General features: G+C 34.8%; 13 protein-coding genes. 5 read left to right on the top strand and 8 right to left on the bottom strand.

Annotated elements, in window-relative coordinates; genetic code table 11:
• Window position 1: 1 nt before the first annotated feature.
• The 5 genes from AAYQ19_RS03590 to AAYQ19_RS03570 all read right to left on the bottom strand — a co-directional run bounded on the left by AAYQ19_RS03590 (window position 2) and on the right by AAYQ19_RS03570 (window position 4407).
• Window positions 2-1006, bottom strand: a complete 1005-nt coding sequence (locus AAYQ19_RS03590; protein WP_343533919.1) for a DHH family phosphoesterase — start codon at window positions 1004-1006, stop codon at window positions 2-4.
• Window positions 1007-1253: 247 nt separating this feature from the next.
• Window positions 1254-2510: a voltage-gated chloride channel family protein gene (locus tag AAYQ19_RS03585; protein WP_343533917.1), complete on the bottom strand. Its 1257-nt coding sequence runs from the start codon at window positions 2508-2510 to the stop codon at window positions 1254-1256.
• A gap of 137 nt (window positions 2511-2647) precedes the next feature.
• Window positions 2648-3031: a RidA family protein gene (locus tag AAYQ19_RS03580; RefSeq protein WP_035648901.1), complete on the bottom strand. Its 384-nt coding sequence runs from the start codon at window positions 3029-3031 to the stop codon at window positions 2648-2650.
• A 166-nt stretch (window positions 3032-3197) separates the two neighbouring features.
• Window positions 3198-3500 carry a chaperone modulator CbpM gene (locus tag AAYQ19_RS03575; protein ID WP_343533911.1) on the bottom strand — a complete coding sequence of 101 codons (303 nt, stop codon included), beginning with the start codon at window positions 3498-3500 and terminating at the stop codon, window positions 3198-3200.
• Entirely contained in the window at window positions 3490-4407 is a 918-nt protein-coding gene (locus tag AAYQ19_RS03570; protein WP_343533909.1) for a DnaJ C-terminal domain-containing protein, read from the bottom strand. The genes AAYQ19_RS03575 and AAYQ19_RS03570 overlap by 11 nt, the downstream gene beginning before the upstream one ends.
• Window positions 4408-4733: 326 nt before the next feature.
• Here AAYQ19_RS03570 and AAYQ19_RS03565 point away from each other — a divergent pair, with 326 nt between their 5' ends.
• Window positions 4734-5453: a hypothetical protein gene (locus AAYQ19_RS03565; RefSeq protein ID WP_343533907.1), complete on the top strand. Its 720-nt coding sequence runs from the start codon at window positions 4734-4736 to the stop codon at window positions 5451-5453.
• A 99-nt stretch (window positions 5454-5552) separates the two neighbouring features.
• On the opposite strand, the gene AAYQ19_RS03560 is transcribed toward AAYQ19_RS03565, so the two are convergent.
• Window positions 5553-6080, bottom strand: a complete 528-nt coding sequence (locus tag AAYQ19_RS03560) for a hypothetical protein (RefSeq protein ID WP_343533905.1) — start codon at window positions 6078-6080, stop codon at window positions 5553-5555.
• 232 nt (window positions 6081-6312) lie between these two features.
• Between AAYQ19_RS03560 and guaA the strand changes: the two genes are divergently transcribed.
• The 4 genes from guaA to AAYQ19_RS03540 all read left to right on the top strand — a co-directional run bounded on the left by guaA (window position 6313) and on the right by AAYQ19_RS03540 (window position 12409).
• Entirely contained in the window at window positions 6313-7842 is a 1530-nt protein-coding gene (guaA, locus tag AAYQ19_RS03555) for a glutamine-hydrolyzing GMP synthase (protein ID WP_144214717.1), read from the top strand.
• A gap of 62 nt (window positions 7843-7904) precedes the next feature.
• A complete protein-coding gene (locus tag AAYQ19_RS03550) occupies window positions 7905-9821 on the top strand; it encodes a LysM peptidoglycan-binding domain-containing protein (RefSeq protein ID WP_343533900.1) in 1917 nt (638 codons plus the stop codon).
• Between the two features lie 96 nt (window positions 9822-9917).
• Window positions 9918-12008, top strand: coding sequence for a LysM peptidoglycan-binding domain-containing protein (locus AAYQ19_RS03545; RefSeq protein WP_343533897.1), 2091 nt, complete (start codon window positions 9918-9920; stop codon window positions 12006-12008).
• Window positions 12008-12409 carry an OsmC family protein gene (locus AAYQ19_RS03540; RefSeq protein ID WP_343533895.1) on the top strand — a complete coding sequence of 134 codons (402 nt, stop codon included), beginning with the start codon at window positions 12008-12010 and terminating at the stop codon, window positions 12407-12409. Before AAYQ19_RS03545 ends, AAYQ19_RS03540 begins: the two co-directional genes overlap by 1 nt.
• Window positions 12410-12468: 59 nt before the next feature.
• On the opposite strand, the gene AAYQ19_RS03535 is transcribed toward AAYQ19_RS03540, so the two are convergent.
• Window positions 12469-14328 (bottom strand): glycoside hydrolase family 35 protein, encoded by a 1860-nt coding sequence (locus AAYQ19_RS03535; RefSeq protein WP_343533893.1) that lies wholly within the window; start codon window positions 14326-14328, stop codon window positions 12469-12471.
• Window positions 14329-14410: 82 nt separating this feature from the next.
• Window positions 14411-15748, bottom strand: coding sequence for a Gfo/Idh/MocA family protein (locus AAYQ19_RS03530; RefSeq protein WP_343534394.1), 1338 nt, complete (start codon window positions 15746-15748; stop codon window positions 14411-14413).
• Window positions 15749-15782: the final 34 nt, after the last annotated feature.

The following is a 15782-nucleotide window of genomic DNA, read 5'->3' as shown; positions in this document are numbered from 1 at the left end:
GTTATATTGTAAGTTTAGACACTAAATCTTCAAATTTAGCTAAAGTTTCTTCCATTGATAATAGAGATTTTCCACCAGCGGCATTGCTATGGCCTCCACCGTTAAAATGATCTCGGGCAAATTGGTTAACATCAAAACCGCCTTGCGAACGGAAAGATATCTTGATAATTTGCTCGTCTTTATTTTCGATAAAAATAGCAGTAAAAACAATACCTTTTATGCTTAGGCCATAATTTACTATTCCTTCGGTATCGCCTTTTACATAATCAAATGAATCTAATTCATCTTGAGTGAGCGAAGTATATGACGTTTTGTGTGCTTCAAAAACTTTCATATTCTGCAACGCACGTCCTAATAATTGCAAACGGCTGTATGAGCTGTTGTCAAATAATAAAACAGGAATTTGCGTATTTTCAACACCAAGGTCAATTAATTCGGCAATAATTCGGTGTGTGTTTCCTGTAGTTCCTGGAAAACGAAATGAACCAGAATCGGTCAAAATTCCCGTGTAAATACATGTTGCAATGGTTTTGTCAATATCTTCTTTTTTATTTAAGAAAGAAATAAAGTTGTAAACCATTTCACATGTTGATCCAAATGAAGTGTCAGAGTACATATAAGTCGCATAATCATCAGGTTTTTGATGATGATCGATCATGACAAAAGGAACGGTGAGTTTTGCTAAAGTATGCTCCATTTCGCCTGTTCGATGAAATGCGTTAAAATCAAGCGTGAAAATCACCTCTGCTTCTTCTAAAATTTTAGTGCAGTTTTCAGTATCTTTTTCAAATACTTTTACAGTATCAGAACCTGGAAGCCAGGCCAGAAATTCTGGAAAATCATTAGGCGCAATTACAGTTGCCTGATGATTGTTTTTTATTAAAAAGTGGTATAAGGCCAAGGTTGATCCCATGGCATCTCCATCTGGGCCTCTATGCGGAATTATTGCAATTTTCTTTGGGGCAGCAAGCAACAATTGTATCGCTTGTATATCTTGTATTTTCATAGTGTGCGAATTTACATTTTTTTAATGTAATGCTGAAATAATTTTAGTATTCAGTCGCAGTCACAGTGTTCAGTCACAGTCACAGTCACAGTATTCAGTGCTAAGTTTTTTTAAGTGATCAGTTTGGCTTGGAAATTTTGAGTTTTATTCTTGTAATATTCACTTCAGTTTTGGAATTTGGAATTTCAATATTGAAGTTTTTAAATCAGTTTGGAATTTAGAATTTCTATTATTGGAATTTCATTTTTTAAAGATGTTCTAATTCTTTTTTCTGCAATCTTTGGTACAATTTATATTTTGCGCCTTTGACAATTTGCGATTTGTAAATACCAACAGAGCCCGAAGAAAAATAAGCAATTGTACATCCGATGGCGATAAATATTCCAGGTGCGATTCCGAATAATTCCATTCCCATAATCGTGCAGGCGATAGGAGTGTGGGTCGCGCCAGAAAAAACAGCCACAAATCCAACTCCGGCCAAAAGTGCAATTGGCATTGGCATTATGGTTGACAAAGCGCTTCCTAAAGTCGCGCCAACAAAGAATAACGGAGTTACTTCACCGCCTTTAAAACCAGCTCCTAAAGTAAATCCGGTAAAAAGAATTTTTAATAGAAAATCATACCATTCGTTTGGATTCGAAAATGAATCAACAATTACAGGAACTCCAAGTCCTGAGAATTTTGTCAATCCAAAACCAGCAATGGCAATAGCTAAAACAACACCGCCAATAACAGGGCGAAGTGGCGGATATTTGATGTTTTTTGAAAAAAGTGAACTCCAAAAATGCGTGCTTCTTGCAAATAATAAAGCAGCAAAACCAGATAAAAGGCCGATAATTATGGTGTAAAATAAATTGCTGAAAGTAAGTTCTGGAACAACAGGGATACTGTAATGTGTATGTTTTATTTTCCAAAACTCAACTGTGAAATAAGCGGCATAAGCGACTAAAAAAGAAAGTATAATGCTTTTAAGATTGATTTTGCTGAAATACAAAACTTCCAAAGCAAAAATTGCGCCTGCCAAAGGTGTTCCAAAAACGGATGCAAAACCTGCACTAATTCCAAGGATAATTAAAATCTTGCGTTCCGAATTATCTAGTTTGAAGAATTTTGTAAACTGATCTGCAATTGCACCTCCCATTTGTACAGCAGTTCCCTCGCGTCCTGCAGAACCTCCAAATAAATGCGTCAACAAAGTTCCTAAAAGAACTAAAGGTGCCATTTTAAACGGAATTACTTGCTGTGGATTTTCATATTCTTCCAACAATAAATTATTCCCTTTTGCAACAGATTCTCCCCAATAGTAATAACTCAAACCAACCAATAATCCGCCAATTGGCAAAAGCCAAATAATCCAGTCATGTGCAATTCTGAATTGCGTAACCCATTCTAAAGAAACCAAGAAAAATGCTGAAGCGGATCCTGAAAATATACCGATTAAGACACAAATGAGAATCCATTTGAATAGGTCGATCAGGAATTGTTTGGGATTTTGGAAAGCCATTAAAGAGTAAAAATATTTTAGCCACGAATTTCGCCAATTTTCACGAATTAAAAGAGAAAATAATCGTTTTTAATCTTTTAATAGATGACAATAAAAAAATAATTAGTGTAATTCGAGAAATTCGTGGCTATAAAAAATTACTGAACAACAGCAGTAAATTCAATTTCAACTAAATATTCAGGAGCAACTAATTTGCTGATTTCATAAAATCCAGTTGTAGGTTTTACATCTTTAAAGAAAGCCGAATGCGCTCTGGCAACTTCCTCGAAAGTAGAAACATCTGTAGTGAAAATTCTAGTTCTGATAACATCTTTTATTCCAACGTTCAAATCTTCTAAAACTTTTTCAACGCGTTCAATGATGTTATAGGTCTGTGCGTAAGCGTCATCGGCTTTTACTTTATCGCCGTCAACGATTGCAACAGTTCCCGAAACTTCAATAATATTGCCAATTCTTACGGCACGGCAATATCCCATTTTGTCTTCCCAAGGTGATCCTGTCAAGATGTTTTCTCTTTTCATTTTGAGTTTTTTTTCGAATTGTTTTTGATGGTTTTTTAAAAACAATTCAGGTTAATTAATGCGTTGCAATTTATAAAATAAGCGCGTCAAAAAGAATCGTTTTCGGTTGAAATCCCGAAGAAAATTGCTCTTTTTTGTGATATTTTGAAAGTAAATTCGTGTTTCATTAAAGATTTTCTTCTTCATAAATTCGGAGTTTGTTTTGCGTATTAGTCAAGTGTTGTTGCAAAATTTCGATTTTGTTCAACAAGTGATAAATCGCATCAATTCCTTCCATATTGATATTTAGATCGTAATGCATGCGCATCATTTTTTCGATTGTTGGCAATTGTTCCGGTTCTAAGTATTCATCATTTTCTTCAAAAATAATTTTTACCAAACCATAATTGTTGAGCTCTTTTATGAAAGTATTTTCAATTTCGTGATACAGACAAAATTGTTTTATTTGAATCAAATTTTTACTGGCCATGATTTCTAAGTTTAGCTAATTCTGCAAATAATTCTTTTTCTTTTTCAGATAATTTGGTTGGGATTTTGAGGTTGTAAGTCACATACAAATCGCCAAATTGATTTTCTTTTTTATAGATAGGAAAGCCTTTTCCTTTTAGTTTCACTTTTGTTCCCGTTTGTGTTTCGGCTGGGACTTTTATTTTTACTTTTCCATCAAAAGTCTTTATGCTGATTTCACCTCCTAAAATAGCAGTGTACAAGTCTAAATCAACATTGGAGTAGAGATTGTTTCCATCTCTTTTGAAATCAGAATTATTAGAAATTTGAAAAGTGATATACAAATCTCCATTTGGTCCGCCGTTTGCTCCGGGACTGCCGTGCCCCGGAATTTTTATGATCTGGCCATTTTCAACGCCAGCAGGAATTGTAATTCTGATATTTTTACCATTAACACTCAAATTTTGTTTGTGTGTGGTATATGCCGATGCCAAATCAAGTTGTAATTCGGCATTGAAATCTTGGCCTCTATATTTGGATTGACTTCTGCTTCTTCCTGATCCGTACATAGAATTGAAGAAATCTGAGAAATCACTTCCCGAAAAATCACCTCCAAAGCCTGAAAAATCTTGTCCGCTTTGCTGTCTTGAATAGTGTTGCTGTTGCTGATTTGGGTCATAACCTGCTTTTTCAAATTCATCAGCATGTTTCCAGTCTTTCCCGTATTTATCATATTTTTTACGATTTTCCGGATTGCTCAAAACTTCATTTGCTTCGTTGATTTCTTTAAACTTTTTCTCCGCTTCCTTGTCATTTGGATTTAAATCGGGATGGTATTTGCGAGCTAATTTTCTGTAGGCTTTTTTGATTTCGGCTTCAGTGGCAGATTTTGTGACATCTAATACTTTATAATAATCTATATAATCCATTTTCTTGTAGTTTTAAATGGTAATTAAAGACTTCAAGTTAAGGATAAGTTGTTAATAATCAAAATTCTGAATTTTATTTTGAAAGAAAAAAGAAGTATTTTTAAAAATGAGTCGTTGGAATTTGCTTCTGAGGCTTGAGGATAAAATTGAAATTTATTTTTTGCAAAGCAAAAAGTATTTGGCAGGTTTTTTGATTCTAAAAATTTGCCCAAATTATTGTTATAAAATACTTAAAGTGGAAGTGCGTAAACAAATTATATTATTTTTGCTCTACACTTAAAATATTTTGCAAAAATTATACAGGCCGAGTCGATAAAATTTTTTCAATGAAGCACATCTTATTTTTCATATTATTTTTTACTGCTGCAACACTATCAGCTCAAAACGAATTTAGCACTAAATTCAAGAGTATTCCTGCTCCAAAATTTAATGCGAAACCAAAAAAGATACCAGCTCCAGATTTGCCAGATTTGAATGATCCTGCTCCAACATCTGATGTTCCAAGTATCAAAACGCCAAATGTGTACGATAATACGCAATTAACGACAAAATCTAAATTTCAGATAGGAGAAGAAAAAAGCAAATTTACCATGTCGACTGAAAGTCAATTTGCTAATCCTGGGGATCGTTATGTAGCCAAAATGGAAAAAGATCTGGATAAAGCCTTAAAGGATGCTGGACTTCGTGAAGGAAGAGGAACATTGGTGAAAAAGAATATTTCTTTAGGAGATTTCAAGACAAAATCGCAATATTTTATTGTCAAGTTTCGAGATTTCGGAGCAATCGATGGCGATTTGGTAAAAGTGTCTAATAATGATGCAGTAATCCGAGATCAGATATTTTTGGATGCTAATTTTAAAGAAGTGAAAATTAATTTATCCGACGGATTCAATAAGTTAGATTTTGAAGCCCTAAATATAGGAAGTCTTGGAGGAAACACTGCCGAAATTCAAGTTTACGACGATAAAGGCGCATTGGTGACTAATGACTATTGGGACAATCTCGCTGCAGGATTTAAGGCTTCGATTGTGGTTACAAAAGAGTGATTTTCAAAGTGACAAAGTAACAAAGGTTCAGAGTGACAAAGTTTTTTAAGCTTCGTTTGCTCTGAACCTTTGTTACTTTGTCACTTTGTCCCTTAAAGATTAAAACGGATCAGCTGTAACTTTAAACTTCATATCTGCTTTTACCGTTACATCTTTAGTTAATGTTTCCTTCAAGGTAACTTGGGTTCTAATTTTGTAGCTGTCTGCTTTAATGTATTGATCTAGTTTTTTATCGGTACAAATCAAATCAATTGCGTTTGTTGTTGCGTTGATGTTGTCTTGGTATGCCAATTCAATTTCATCAGAATTTGTTGTCGAAATATACAAATGAACTGATTTCAAGAATGTAAACGTTTTGTCTGATGGATCTGAAATTGATAATTTTAGTGATTTCAGCTTTACATCTTTTACCAAACTTGCTTTAGTTTTATTGTTGTCAAATTCGGCAGATGAATTGGTAGTTACTTCTGGCGTGATAATTTCCGAAGGCAAATTAATAGGCGACGTGCTTTTGATTGTAATTGAAGCATTGTTCGAAATTGTGAAAGTCAATAAGTCATCGACAGCATCACAAGAAGTTAAAAAAAATGACAAGCAAGCTGTCAAGGCAATAAGTTTTGATTTCATGATTAATTTTTAATGGGTTTTTCTGTAGATACGAGTTTTTTTTGAAAATGGTTTTTCTTTAGAGTGACAAAGTTACAAAGTGACAAAGTTACAAAGGTTGATGTCTTTGAATTTTACCTTTGAAACTTTGTCACTTTGTCTCTTTGAACCTAAAATCGGAACGTTGAAAAAAAAATATTTTTTTTTCAACGTTCCGATTTTTCAATTTCAAATATAAAAAGTACTTTTGCGCATGCAACACAACGTACTTATTTTAGATTTCGGATCGCAATATACTCAGCTTATTGCGCGTAGAGTTCGCGAATTAAATATATTCTGCGAAATTTTTCCTTACAATCACATTCCAAGTGATTTATCAAGTTATAAAGCCGTAATTTTAGGAGGGAGCCCTTTCTCTGTTAGAGGAGAAGATGCGCCACATCCTGATTTATCGCAAATTAGAGGTAAAATGCCTTTACTTGCTGTTTGTTACGGAGCACAATATTTAGCACACTTTAGTGGTGGAGAAGTTGCTGCTTCAAACACAAGAGAATACGGAAGAGCTAACTTGTCTTATATTAAAGAAAATGAAACTTTCTTTGACGGAGTTTCACCAAACAGCCAAGTTTGGATGAGCCACAGCGATAGTATCAAAGCGCTTCCAACAAATGCTGTAAAATTAGCGAGTACGCATGACGTAGAATATGCAGCTTACAAAATTGAAGGCGAAACTACTTATGCAATTCAATACCATCCAGAGGTTTACCACTCTACAGAAGGAGCAAAAATGTTGGAGAACTTTTTAGTGAAAATCGCTGAAGTTCCTCAAAACTTTACTCCAAATGCTTTCGTAGAAGAAATGGTAGCAGAATTAAAAGAAAAGTTAGGAAACGACAAAGTTGTTCTTGGTTTATCTGGAGGAGTTGATTCTACTGTAGCGGCGGTTTTATTAAACAAAGCAATCGGACAAAACTTATACTGCATTTTCGTTAACAATGGACTTTTACGTAAAAACGAATTCCAAAACGTATTAGATCAATACAAAGGAATGGGATTAAATGTAAAAGGTGTTGATGCTGGAGATCGTTTCCTTGGTGAATTAGCTGGAATCAGTGATCCTGAAACAAAACGTAAAACAATTGGTCGTGTATTTATCGAAGTTTTTGATGATGAATCGCACTTATTAGAAGATGTAAAATGGTTGGCGCAAGGAACAATTTATCCAGACGTTATCGAATCTGTATCTGTAAAAGGACCATCGGCTACCATTAAATCGCACCACAACGTTGGTGGATTGCCAGATTACATGAAATTAAAAATTGTTGAACCACTTAGAATGCTTTTCAAAGACGAAGTAAGAAGAGTTGGTGCTTCATTAGGAATAGATCCAGAATTATTAGGAAGACATCCTTTCCCAGGACCTGGATTATCAATTAGAATTTTAGGAGATATTACGCCAGAGAAAGTTAGAATTTTGCAAGATGTAGATTCAGTTTTCATCGAAGGATTAAAATCTTGGGGATTATACGATAAAGTTTGGCAGGCTGGAGCAATTTTGCTTCCTGTAAACTCGGTTGGTGTAATGGGTGATGAGCGTACTTACGAAAAAGTAGTAGCGCTTAGAGCTGTTGAATCTACAGACGGTATGACGGCTGACTGGGTTCATTTACCATATGATTTCTTGATGAAAGTTTCAAATGACATCATCAATAAAGTAAAAGGCGTGAATCGTGTAGTTTACGATATTAGTTCAAAACCACCTGCAACAATTGAGTGGGAATAGTAGTATAATTTAAAATTAAGGTCTTACATTTGTAAGGCCTTAATTTTTATAACCTACTATTTATGAGAGAATTTTTAACGTTTTTTCTTGTCTTTATTCTGTCTTTTAACAAAATAACAGCACAAGATTCATTTATCGAGCACAAAATTCAAAAGGGAGAAACCGCTTATTTTATAGCCCAAAAATATAAGGTTTCGGTTGATGAAATCTACAAACTCAACCCCGAATCACAAAACGGAATCAAAGACAATCAAATTATTAAGATTCCGGTTCATTCTTCAGAAAAAATAAAATCAGAGCAACAACCTACTCATATTGTTGCCGAAAAGGAAACACTTTACGGTTTATCAAAAAAATATCATGTTTCTCAGGAGGCGCTCCAAGAAGCGAATAAAGAAATTCTGGCTGGCGGACTTCAAGTTGGTCAAGAATTAGTTATTCCGCAAAATAATTCAAATAGTCCTAAAACTGAAAATACATCGGTTTCAAAAACAACACATCTTGTTGTGGCTAAAGAATCTTTATTTAGCATAGCGAGACAATACAATGTTTCGGTACAAGATTTAGAAAGTTTAAATAAAGATATTTTAATAAATGGATTGCAGATCGGACAGACGATTTCTATTCCGAATAAAAGAAAAACGCTTGACGGAAGAGTTCGCGTGATCAATCAAGAGACAGTTTTTCATGTTGTAGAACCAAAAGAAACGAAGTTTTCGATTGCCAAAAAATACGGAATTACGATTGAACAATTAGAATCTCAAAATCCAGAAATCGTAAACGGATTAATTGTTGGAAATAAATTAGCGATCAATACCAAAGAAATAAAGCCAGCAAATGAAAGTGAAGAATTGATGCTCGCTTTGGCCGAAAAGCAAGTTGTAGTTGAAAAAACAAAAGCCAAAACGTTTGAAATAGAGGATTTAAAAGACAGACTTGTTGTTCAGAAAGAAATGAATCAGAAAATTATAAAAATTAATGATCTGAAAGTGAATCTGAACGATATGAATGGTTCTAAAGAAAATTCGGTTGAAAAATTGCGTTTGGTTTTGGAAGCCAATAAAAATGTTCAGGATATTTTGATGGCCAAATTAGATTCGCTTGTCATTGCAATGGATAATGATTTGAAAGAATTAAAGCGAATGGACATTTTGAATGTTGAAGAATCTAAAAGATTAGAAAAACAATCTTCTGAAGGGATCAACAAAACAAATGAATTATCTACGCAGCTGAAAAAAGAATTGGCAGAAAACAGAAAAGCTTATGCTGGCTTGATGAATAAAGTGGAGAAAATTGCTGTTGAAGAGAATCAGGAATATAAGAAGAAAATCCGCGAAAGCGAGAAAAATAACAACACAACATCAATACAGCAAAGACTTTCATTGGAAGAAATCAAACGCTATAAAATCGATCAGGAAAAAGGCGATGCTCAAAATCAGCTTTTGATAGCTAAAATTGATTCTTTGGATGTTCAGAAGAAAATAGAAGTGAAAAGACATATCAGCAAAGCTTCTTATTACAGCATGGAAGCGCGAAATTTTGATGACAAATTGGCTTTGGTAAAATTGAAAAAGTATCAAGATGAAGCAATTCAAAAGCAAAATAAATCGGGTGTTTCTGAAACTTCAAAAACAATTTCTTTAGAAGAAATGAAACGTGAATTGGAAGAAAATCCGCTTAAAAAAGATAAAACAGTAAAAGTTGAAGTTTTTGATAATCTTAAAGAAGTTTCAAACGGGTATTACTTAGTTTTAGGTATATTTACAGACGCAACACTACGCGATAAGTTTATTATGAAACTTATTGATTCTGGCGATTTTAACGCAAGTTTCTTCTTCAATGTAAACAGTCTTTCGTATTATGTTTACTCAGATAAGTATCAAAACATGGAAGAAGTTTTGTACAAATGCAAGAAAAAGGAAGAAGATGAGTTATATAAAGAGATAATTATTGCTAAGGTCGAGATCGATCTAAGATAATTTTGGGACCAAATTAACATTGGCCTGAATCTTGATTTGATCAGAATGTAGTAACTTGTTTTTGAATTAAAAATTAAATTGTTTTAAGTCCTATTTATGAAATATTATTCAACATTATTGTTTCTGGTTTTTTTTGTAACCTGTTCTGCTTTTTCACAAGAAAAGGTTGTGAAATATACAGTTACAGGCGGTGAAACGATAAACCAGATTGCCGTAAAATTTAAAGTAACACCTTATGATATTTATGCATTAAATCCCGATGCACGAAATGGAGTAAAACCAAATACGGTTTTGCTGATTCCTTCTGCTGGTGCTAAAACGGCGGCAAAATCTGAAGCAGCTGTGGCAAAAACGTCCACAAGTTCTAAAGAAATTATTCATGAAGTACAACCAAAAGAAACTTTTTACAGCATTGAACATAAATACGGAATTTCAGATGAAGCGTTGAAAGCCGCAAATCCGTTTTTAGAAAAAGATGGGGTTCAGATTGGACAGAAATTGGTAATTCCGGCAAAAGGTGCAGCACCAAAAGGTACAGTTGCTTCGAAGCTAGCTAAAAGTACTGCTCAGGAGAAATATGTGTTTCATGATGTGCAACCAAAAGAAACAAAATTTGGCATTGCAAAACAATACAATATGACGGTTGCAGAATTGGAAAAACGTAATCCTGAAATTGTTGAAAATTTACCAGTTGGTTATCGATTGACTATAAAAGGAACTGCTCCTAAAACAGATGCAGCTTCAGTGGCAAATACAGCAAAACCTGCTGAAACTAAAAAAACTGATTCCCCTAAAAAAGCTACAACTTATATGGATTATCAAGTGAAACCAAAAGAAACTTTTTATAGTTTAGGAAGAACGTTTCATTTGACACAAGACGAATTGGTAGCTTTAAATCCATCGCTTTCTGAAGGTGTGAAAGAAGGAATGGTTTTAAAAGTTCCGACTGGATATTTAGCGCCAGCGCCAATTATTCCTCAAGCACAATCAGTTGAAAAAGCTGCCGAAAAACCTGCTATAATTACGGCAGATGCTCCAAGTGGAATTAAAATCGTAGATAAAGTAAAATCTGAAACTGTTTCGGCAGATCCTGAAGTGGTAGAATTGACAAAGAAAAGGGGCCAGAACGAACGTCAAAAAGTAGTTTTATTATTGCCGTTCAATTTATCAAAACTTCAAAGCGATACGACGAGTTTAGCAACAAAAATCAAAAATGATAAGTTTTTGAATATGACGCTTGATTTTTATTCGGGAGCAATGATGGCAATTGATTCAGCTAAAACTTTGAAATTGCCGATTGATGTTTCGATTTACGATTCTGGAGAAACAAAAACGTCATCAAATGTTTCTAATTTGATTGCACAAAATAAACTGCAAAATGCAAATGCTGTAATTGGGCCATTTTATCAAAATAATGCTGAGTCGACCGCAAATTCGCTTCGCATTTATAATGTTCCTGTGATTTCGCCATTATCAAAAGATGCTGCGAATCCAATTGATAATTTGTATCAAGCGATTCCGTCAAATGATGTGGTGCGTAATTCAGTTTTTGATTATATGCGTGCCAAAAATGGAAATATAGTTGCTGTTGTCGACAAGAAAAAAGAATCGGTAATCAACTATATCAAACAAAATCAAAAAGGAGTTGTATTTGCGACATTGACAGAAACTGGTAGTTTAGATGTTGCAAACCTGAAAGGTTTGTTGCTTCCAGGACGAATGAACTATGTGGTGATGGAAACGGGAAATACAGCAATGGTAAAAGCAACAATAAAAGCATTGCTTGATTCGCAAAAAACATGTCAGGTGCAATTGGTGATTTTAGAGCCAAACAGTACATTGGATACAGATGAAATTACTTTTGACAATTTGGTTAAACTGAATTTGATGTATCCATCGGTAACACGTGAAAGCAGTGAAGCGGGAGCTATGATTTTCAAAAAAGAATACCGTTTGAAAAACAAAGTAAATCCGAGTATTTATGCAACAAAAGGATTTGATGTGACTTTTGATACCATGATGCGTTTGGTTCAAGGGAAAACATACCAAGAAACAGCCGATTTAATGACTACAGAACAGGTAGACAATAAATTTCAATATTATAGAAAAGAAGATGGAGGACACGCAAACAAAGGTGTTTACATTTTATATTATGACAGCGATTTAACTTTAAAAGCAGCAAACTAATGACATCAAAAGTAACCTATTTAGGCGATTTAAGAACAAGTTCAATTCACGTGCAATCTGGAAGCGAAATCATTTCAGACGCACCTCTAGATAATAACGGAAAAGGCGAGGCTTTTTCTCCAACTGATACTGTAGCTAATGCTCTAGCAAGCTGTATGATGACGATTATGGGAATCAAAGCGCGCGATATGGAAGTTGATTTTGTAGGTTCTACTGCAGAAGTAACAAAAATCATGAATGCAGAGCCAAGACGAATTGGTGCAATCGAAATTGTTTTTCAGATGAAAAGCAATGCAGATGAAAAAAGCAGAACAATTCTAGAGCGTGCTGCAATGACTTGTCCAGTATTCCTAAGTTTAAGTTCAGAAATTGAAAAAAGAATTACTTTCAACTGGAACTAATTTTTTTCGATAAATCAAATAAAAAAGCCATTCACTATATAAAGGAATGGCTTTTTTATTTATTGTCCTTTTTCAGGTTTTAAATCTTCTAAAATGGGTGTTGCAATCGTTTTTACTTCTTTTTGCATGGTTTGATTTTTTTGCTCAAAAATGGTAATTTGATTTTTACCTTTATTAAGCCAACAACCCGGAACATATAAAGTTTGTTGCGGACCAACGCTCCAATAACGTCCAATATTGATTCCGTTTATAAAAACAATTCCTTTTCCCCAGTCTCTCATATCAAGAAAAGTATCTCCTGTTTTTTTCAAATTGAAAGTGCCTTGATATAAAGTTGGACGATTTGCTTTTGCAGAATTTTTATAAATGCCCAAATCGGGTTCTGTATTCATTGGCAGTTTGTACATTTCCCAATTCCCAGTAATCGTTTCTCCGTTGATGATTACAGGACTAATAATGCCTTTATTATTAGAATTAATTTGAGAACCGTAATTGATGCGTCCCATATTTTCAACAACAATATCTAAAGTTGCATTGAACGGAACTTCAATTTCACAGCTGTAATTTTTGTAATAACGGTTTAATTCTGCAACCTTTTTTCCGTTTAAATAAACGATGGCATAATCTCTTAAACCATTTAATTCCAATTTTCCACTGATGGGCTGTGTGAATTTTTTGCTGTACCAAACATAACCATGACCTTGATTTAATTGTTCGAATGTTTGCGGATTGTCTTCAATTACGGGATCGATTTTTGATTTTAAATCTTCTAAATCAATTGCTTTTGTTAAAGAAATATTCGGAATTGTAATCACCGGAATTTGTTCAGGGATGTTTGGTGTTTCTGTGTTTTTTAAAAGTTCTCTTAAAGCATTGTATTTTGGAGTTGCCCAGCCTGCTTCACTAATTGGCGCGTCATAGTCGTAAGAAGTCATGTCGGGTTGAATGTCATGTTCTTTATCATAATTTGCTCCAGAAGTAAATCCGAAATTAGTTCCTCCGTGAATCATATAATAATTGAAAGAAACTTGATTGTCCAGATATTTCTTGGTTTGACGTACCGTCTGCTCCGGTTTCTGAATCGGGAATGGTTCTGCCCAATGATCTAACCAACCTGGATAAAATTCGGCAACCATGTAAGGACCTTTTCCATTGTGGAATTGATCGACCACTTTTTTCAGTTTTGCAACATCATCTTCGCCATTTGCAGTTGGTAGAGCGCCCGGCAATGCACCACCTTCAAAAAGCCAGCTTCCATCTGAAGTAAAAAACGGAACTTCAAAACCAACATCTTTTAATTGCTGAAAAACGGCAGCACTGTATTTTTTATGTTCCTCAAGCGAAATATCTTTTCGCTGTGAAACATACGAACCAAATTCATTTTCGCCCTGAACCATAATAATTGGCCCTCCTTTAGTGATTTGCAAGTTGGCGACCTGTTTGTATAATTCGGTAAAATAAGCTTTTGTAGCAGCTAAATATTGTGTATTATTTCCACGAATGACCATATCAGGAACATTTTGTAAAAACCAAGGATAACCACCAAATTCCCATTCTGCGCATACATATGGACCTGGACGTAAAATCACGAATAAACCTTCTTCTTGAGCGGTTTTGATGTATTCGGCTAAGTTTTTATTACCTGTTTTAAAATCCCAAACTCCTGGTGCAACTTCGTGGTAATTCCAAAAAACATAAGTCGCAACGGCATTTAATCCCATTGCTTTCATCATTTTTAGACGATGTCTCCAATAAGGTTGCGGAATTCTAGAATAATGCATTTCGCCAGAGTGAATTTGGATCGGTTTTCCGTTTAAAAGAAAATTTCCGTCACTGATTGCGAAAGTTTGTTTGTTTTGCGCTGATGCTTCAGAAAATAAACAACAAGCGATAAAAAGAAAAGCAACTATTTTTTTCATTTTGTAATGAGTAAGATGTGTTTAAAACAGACAAGAGGACAAATATAAACTTTGCCCTCTTGTCTTCCTAACTAACCAATATTTATTCTGAAAACTCTAATTTTTTAAGTTTATTCCAACCCCCGCGAGTGAAATCTGGAATTTCAACAGGAGCCGAATTGTTATCAAGAGAAACCTCTGTTAATGGGCCTAAACATGACCATTCAGCTAAATCATACACATCCATATCTAGTGGAAGACCATTCTGCAGACAGTGAATTAAGCGGTAATCCATTATAAAATCCATTCCGCCGTGACCGCCTACTTTTTTCGCTTGTTCTTCGATGCCTTTTGCAATCGGATGTTTGTATTTTTCCATTAAGGCCTTTTTTACTTCTTCAGGAACAAAAGAATGTGCACTCAATTTTTCATGATTTGGTTTTACATCATCGCTTAATTCTTTTCCATCAAGCGCATAACCTTCTAAAGGATATTTATTTGCAAAACCTTTCGTACCACTTAATTGATACATTCTGCTGTATGGGCGAGGAGATGTTACGTCATGCTGAATTTGAATTGTTTTTCCGTTTTCAGTGCGAATCATCGTCATTGTGTGATCTCCATTTCTGAAATTTTTGATTTCCTGTCCAGATTTTTCTTTGATGTAAGCAGGATTTCCAACCGCTTTTGTATCCATAGAAACCAAGAAATTCATTTTGTCGCCACGGTGAATGTTTAAAGCTTGACAAGCAGGCCCCATTCCGTGTGTTGCATAAATATCGCCACGATGTTTGATGTTGTAATCCATTCTCCAATTGTTCCAATATTCTCCCCAAAATGGTTGCAAACCATGAATGTAAGAACCTTCGGCATGCAGAATTTCTCCAAAAACACCTTGCTGTGCCATATTTAATGTGGTCAATTCAAAGAAATCATATACGCAGTTTTCTAATTGCATGCAATGTTTTCTCGTTTTTTCGGAAGTATCAATGAGCTCCCAGATTTCTTTCATCGTCAAAGCTCCTGGAACTTCGATCGCTACGTGTTTTCCATCTTTCATAGCTTGAACACCAATTACAGCATGATGAAGCCAATCTGTTGCTACATATACTAAATCTACATTTGGCAATGCCGTTACTTTTCTCCAAGCATTTTCGTCGCCGTAGAATTCTTGTGCTTTTGGAAATCCTGCTTTAGTCAAGATTTCATTAGCTTTTGAAGTGTTTTCCTGTTTCATATCACAAAGTGCGATAATTTCAACCCCCGGAATATGTGTCATACGCTCTACAGCACCTGGGCCACGCATGCCAAGCCCAATGAAAGCGATACGAACAGTTGGAATGGCTGGTGCTGCCAAACGTAAAACATCGGTTTGGCCTTTTGGACGTGCCGGCGTTTTTGTTTTAATCATTTGAGCCGTTGCAAATGTTCCCCACAACATAACGCTAACGGCCAAAATGATTTTAAAATTTCTG

Origin of the sequence: Flavobacterium mesophilum (assembly GCF_039581405.1) — a bacterium.
Classification (GTDB): domain Bacteria; phylum Bacteroidota; class Bacteroidia; order Flavobacteriales; family Flavobacteriaceae; genus Flavobacterium.
The sequence above is the reverse complement of the archived record's forward strand: the minus strand, read 5'-3'. Positions and strand labels throughout refer to the sequence as shown.

Excerpts from the sequence above, each read along its gene's own strand:
- AAYQ19_RS03585 (WP_343533917.1), bottom strand. The coding sequence starts at position 2,510 with ATGGCTTTCCAAAATCCCAAACAATTCCTGATCGACCTATTCAAATGG.
- guaA (WP_144214717.1), top strand. The coding sequence starts at position 6,313 with ATGCAACACAACGTACTTATTTTAGATTTCGGATCGCAATATACTCAG.
- AAYQ19_RS03565 (WP_343533907.1), top strand. The coding sequence starts at position 4,734 with ATGAAGCACATCTTATTTTTCATATTATTTTTTACTGCTGCAACACTA.
- AAYQ19_RS03545 (WP_343533897.1), top strand. The coding sequence starts at position 9,918 with ATGAAATATTATTCAACATTATTGTTTCTGGTTTTTTTTGTAACCTGT.
- AAYQ19_RS03590 (WP_343533919.1), bottom strand. The coding sequence starts at position 1,006 with ATGAAAATACAAGATATACAAGCGATACAATTGTTGCTTGCTGCCCCA.
- AAYQ19_RS03535 (WP_343533893.1), bottom strand. The coding sequence starts at position 14,328 with ATGAAAAAAATAGTTGCTTTTCTTTTTATCGCTTGTTGTTTATTTTCT.
- AAYQ19_RS03580 (WP_035648901.1), bottom strand. The coding sequence starts at position 3,031 with ATGAAAAGAGAAAACATCTTGACAGGATCACCTTGGGAAGACAAAATG.
- AAYQ19_RS03540 (WP_343533895.1), top strand. The coding sequence starts at position 12,008 with ATGACATCAAAAGTAACCTATTTAGGCGATTTAAGAACAAGTTCAATT.
- AAYQ19_RS03570 (WP_343533909.1), bottom strand. The coding sequence starts at position 4,407 with ATGGATTATATAGATTATTATAAAGTATTAGATGTCACAAAATCTGCC.
- AAYQ19_RS03575 (WP_343533911.1), bottom strand. The coding sequence starts at position 3,500 with ATGGCCAGTAAAAATTTGATTCAAATAAAACAATTTTGTCTGTATCAC.
- AAYQ19_RS03560 (WP_343533905.1), bottom strand. The coding sequence starts at position 6,080 with ATGAAATCAAAACTTATTGCCTTGACAGCTTGCTTGTCATTTTTTTTA.
- AAYQ19_RS03550 (WP_343533900.1), top strand. The coding sequence starts at position 7,905 with ATGAGAGAATTTTTAACGTTTTTTCTTGTCTTTATTCTGTCTTTTAAC.
- AAYQ19_RS03530 (WP_343534394.1), bottom strand. The coding sequence starts at position 15,748 with ATGTTGTGGGGAACATTTGCAACGGCTCAAATGATTAAAACAAAAACG.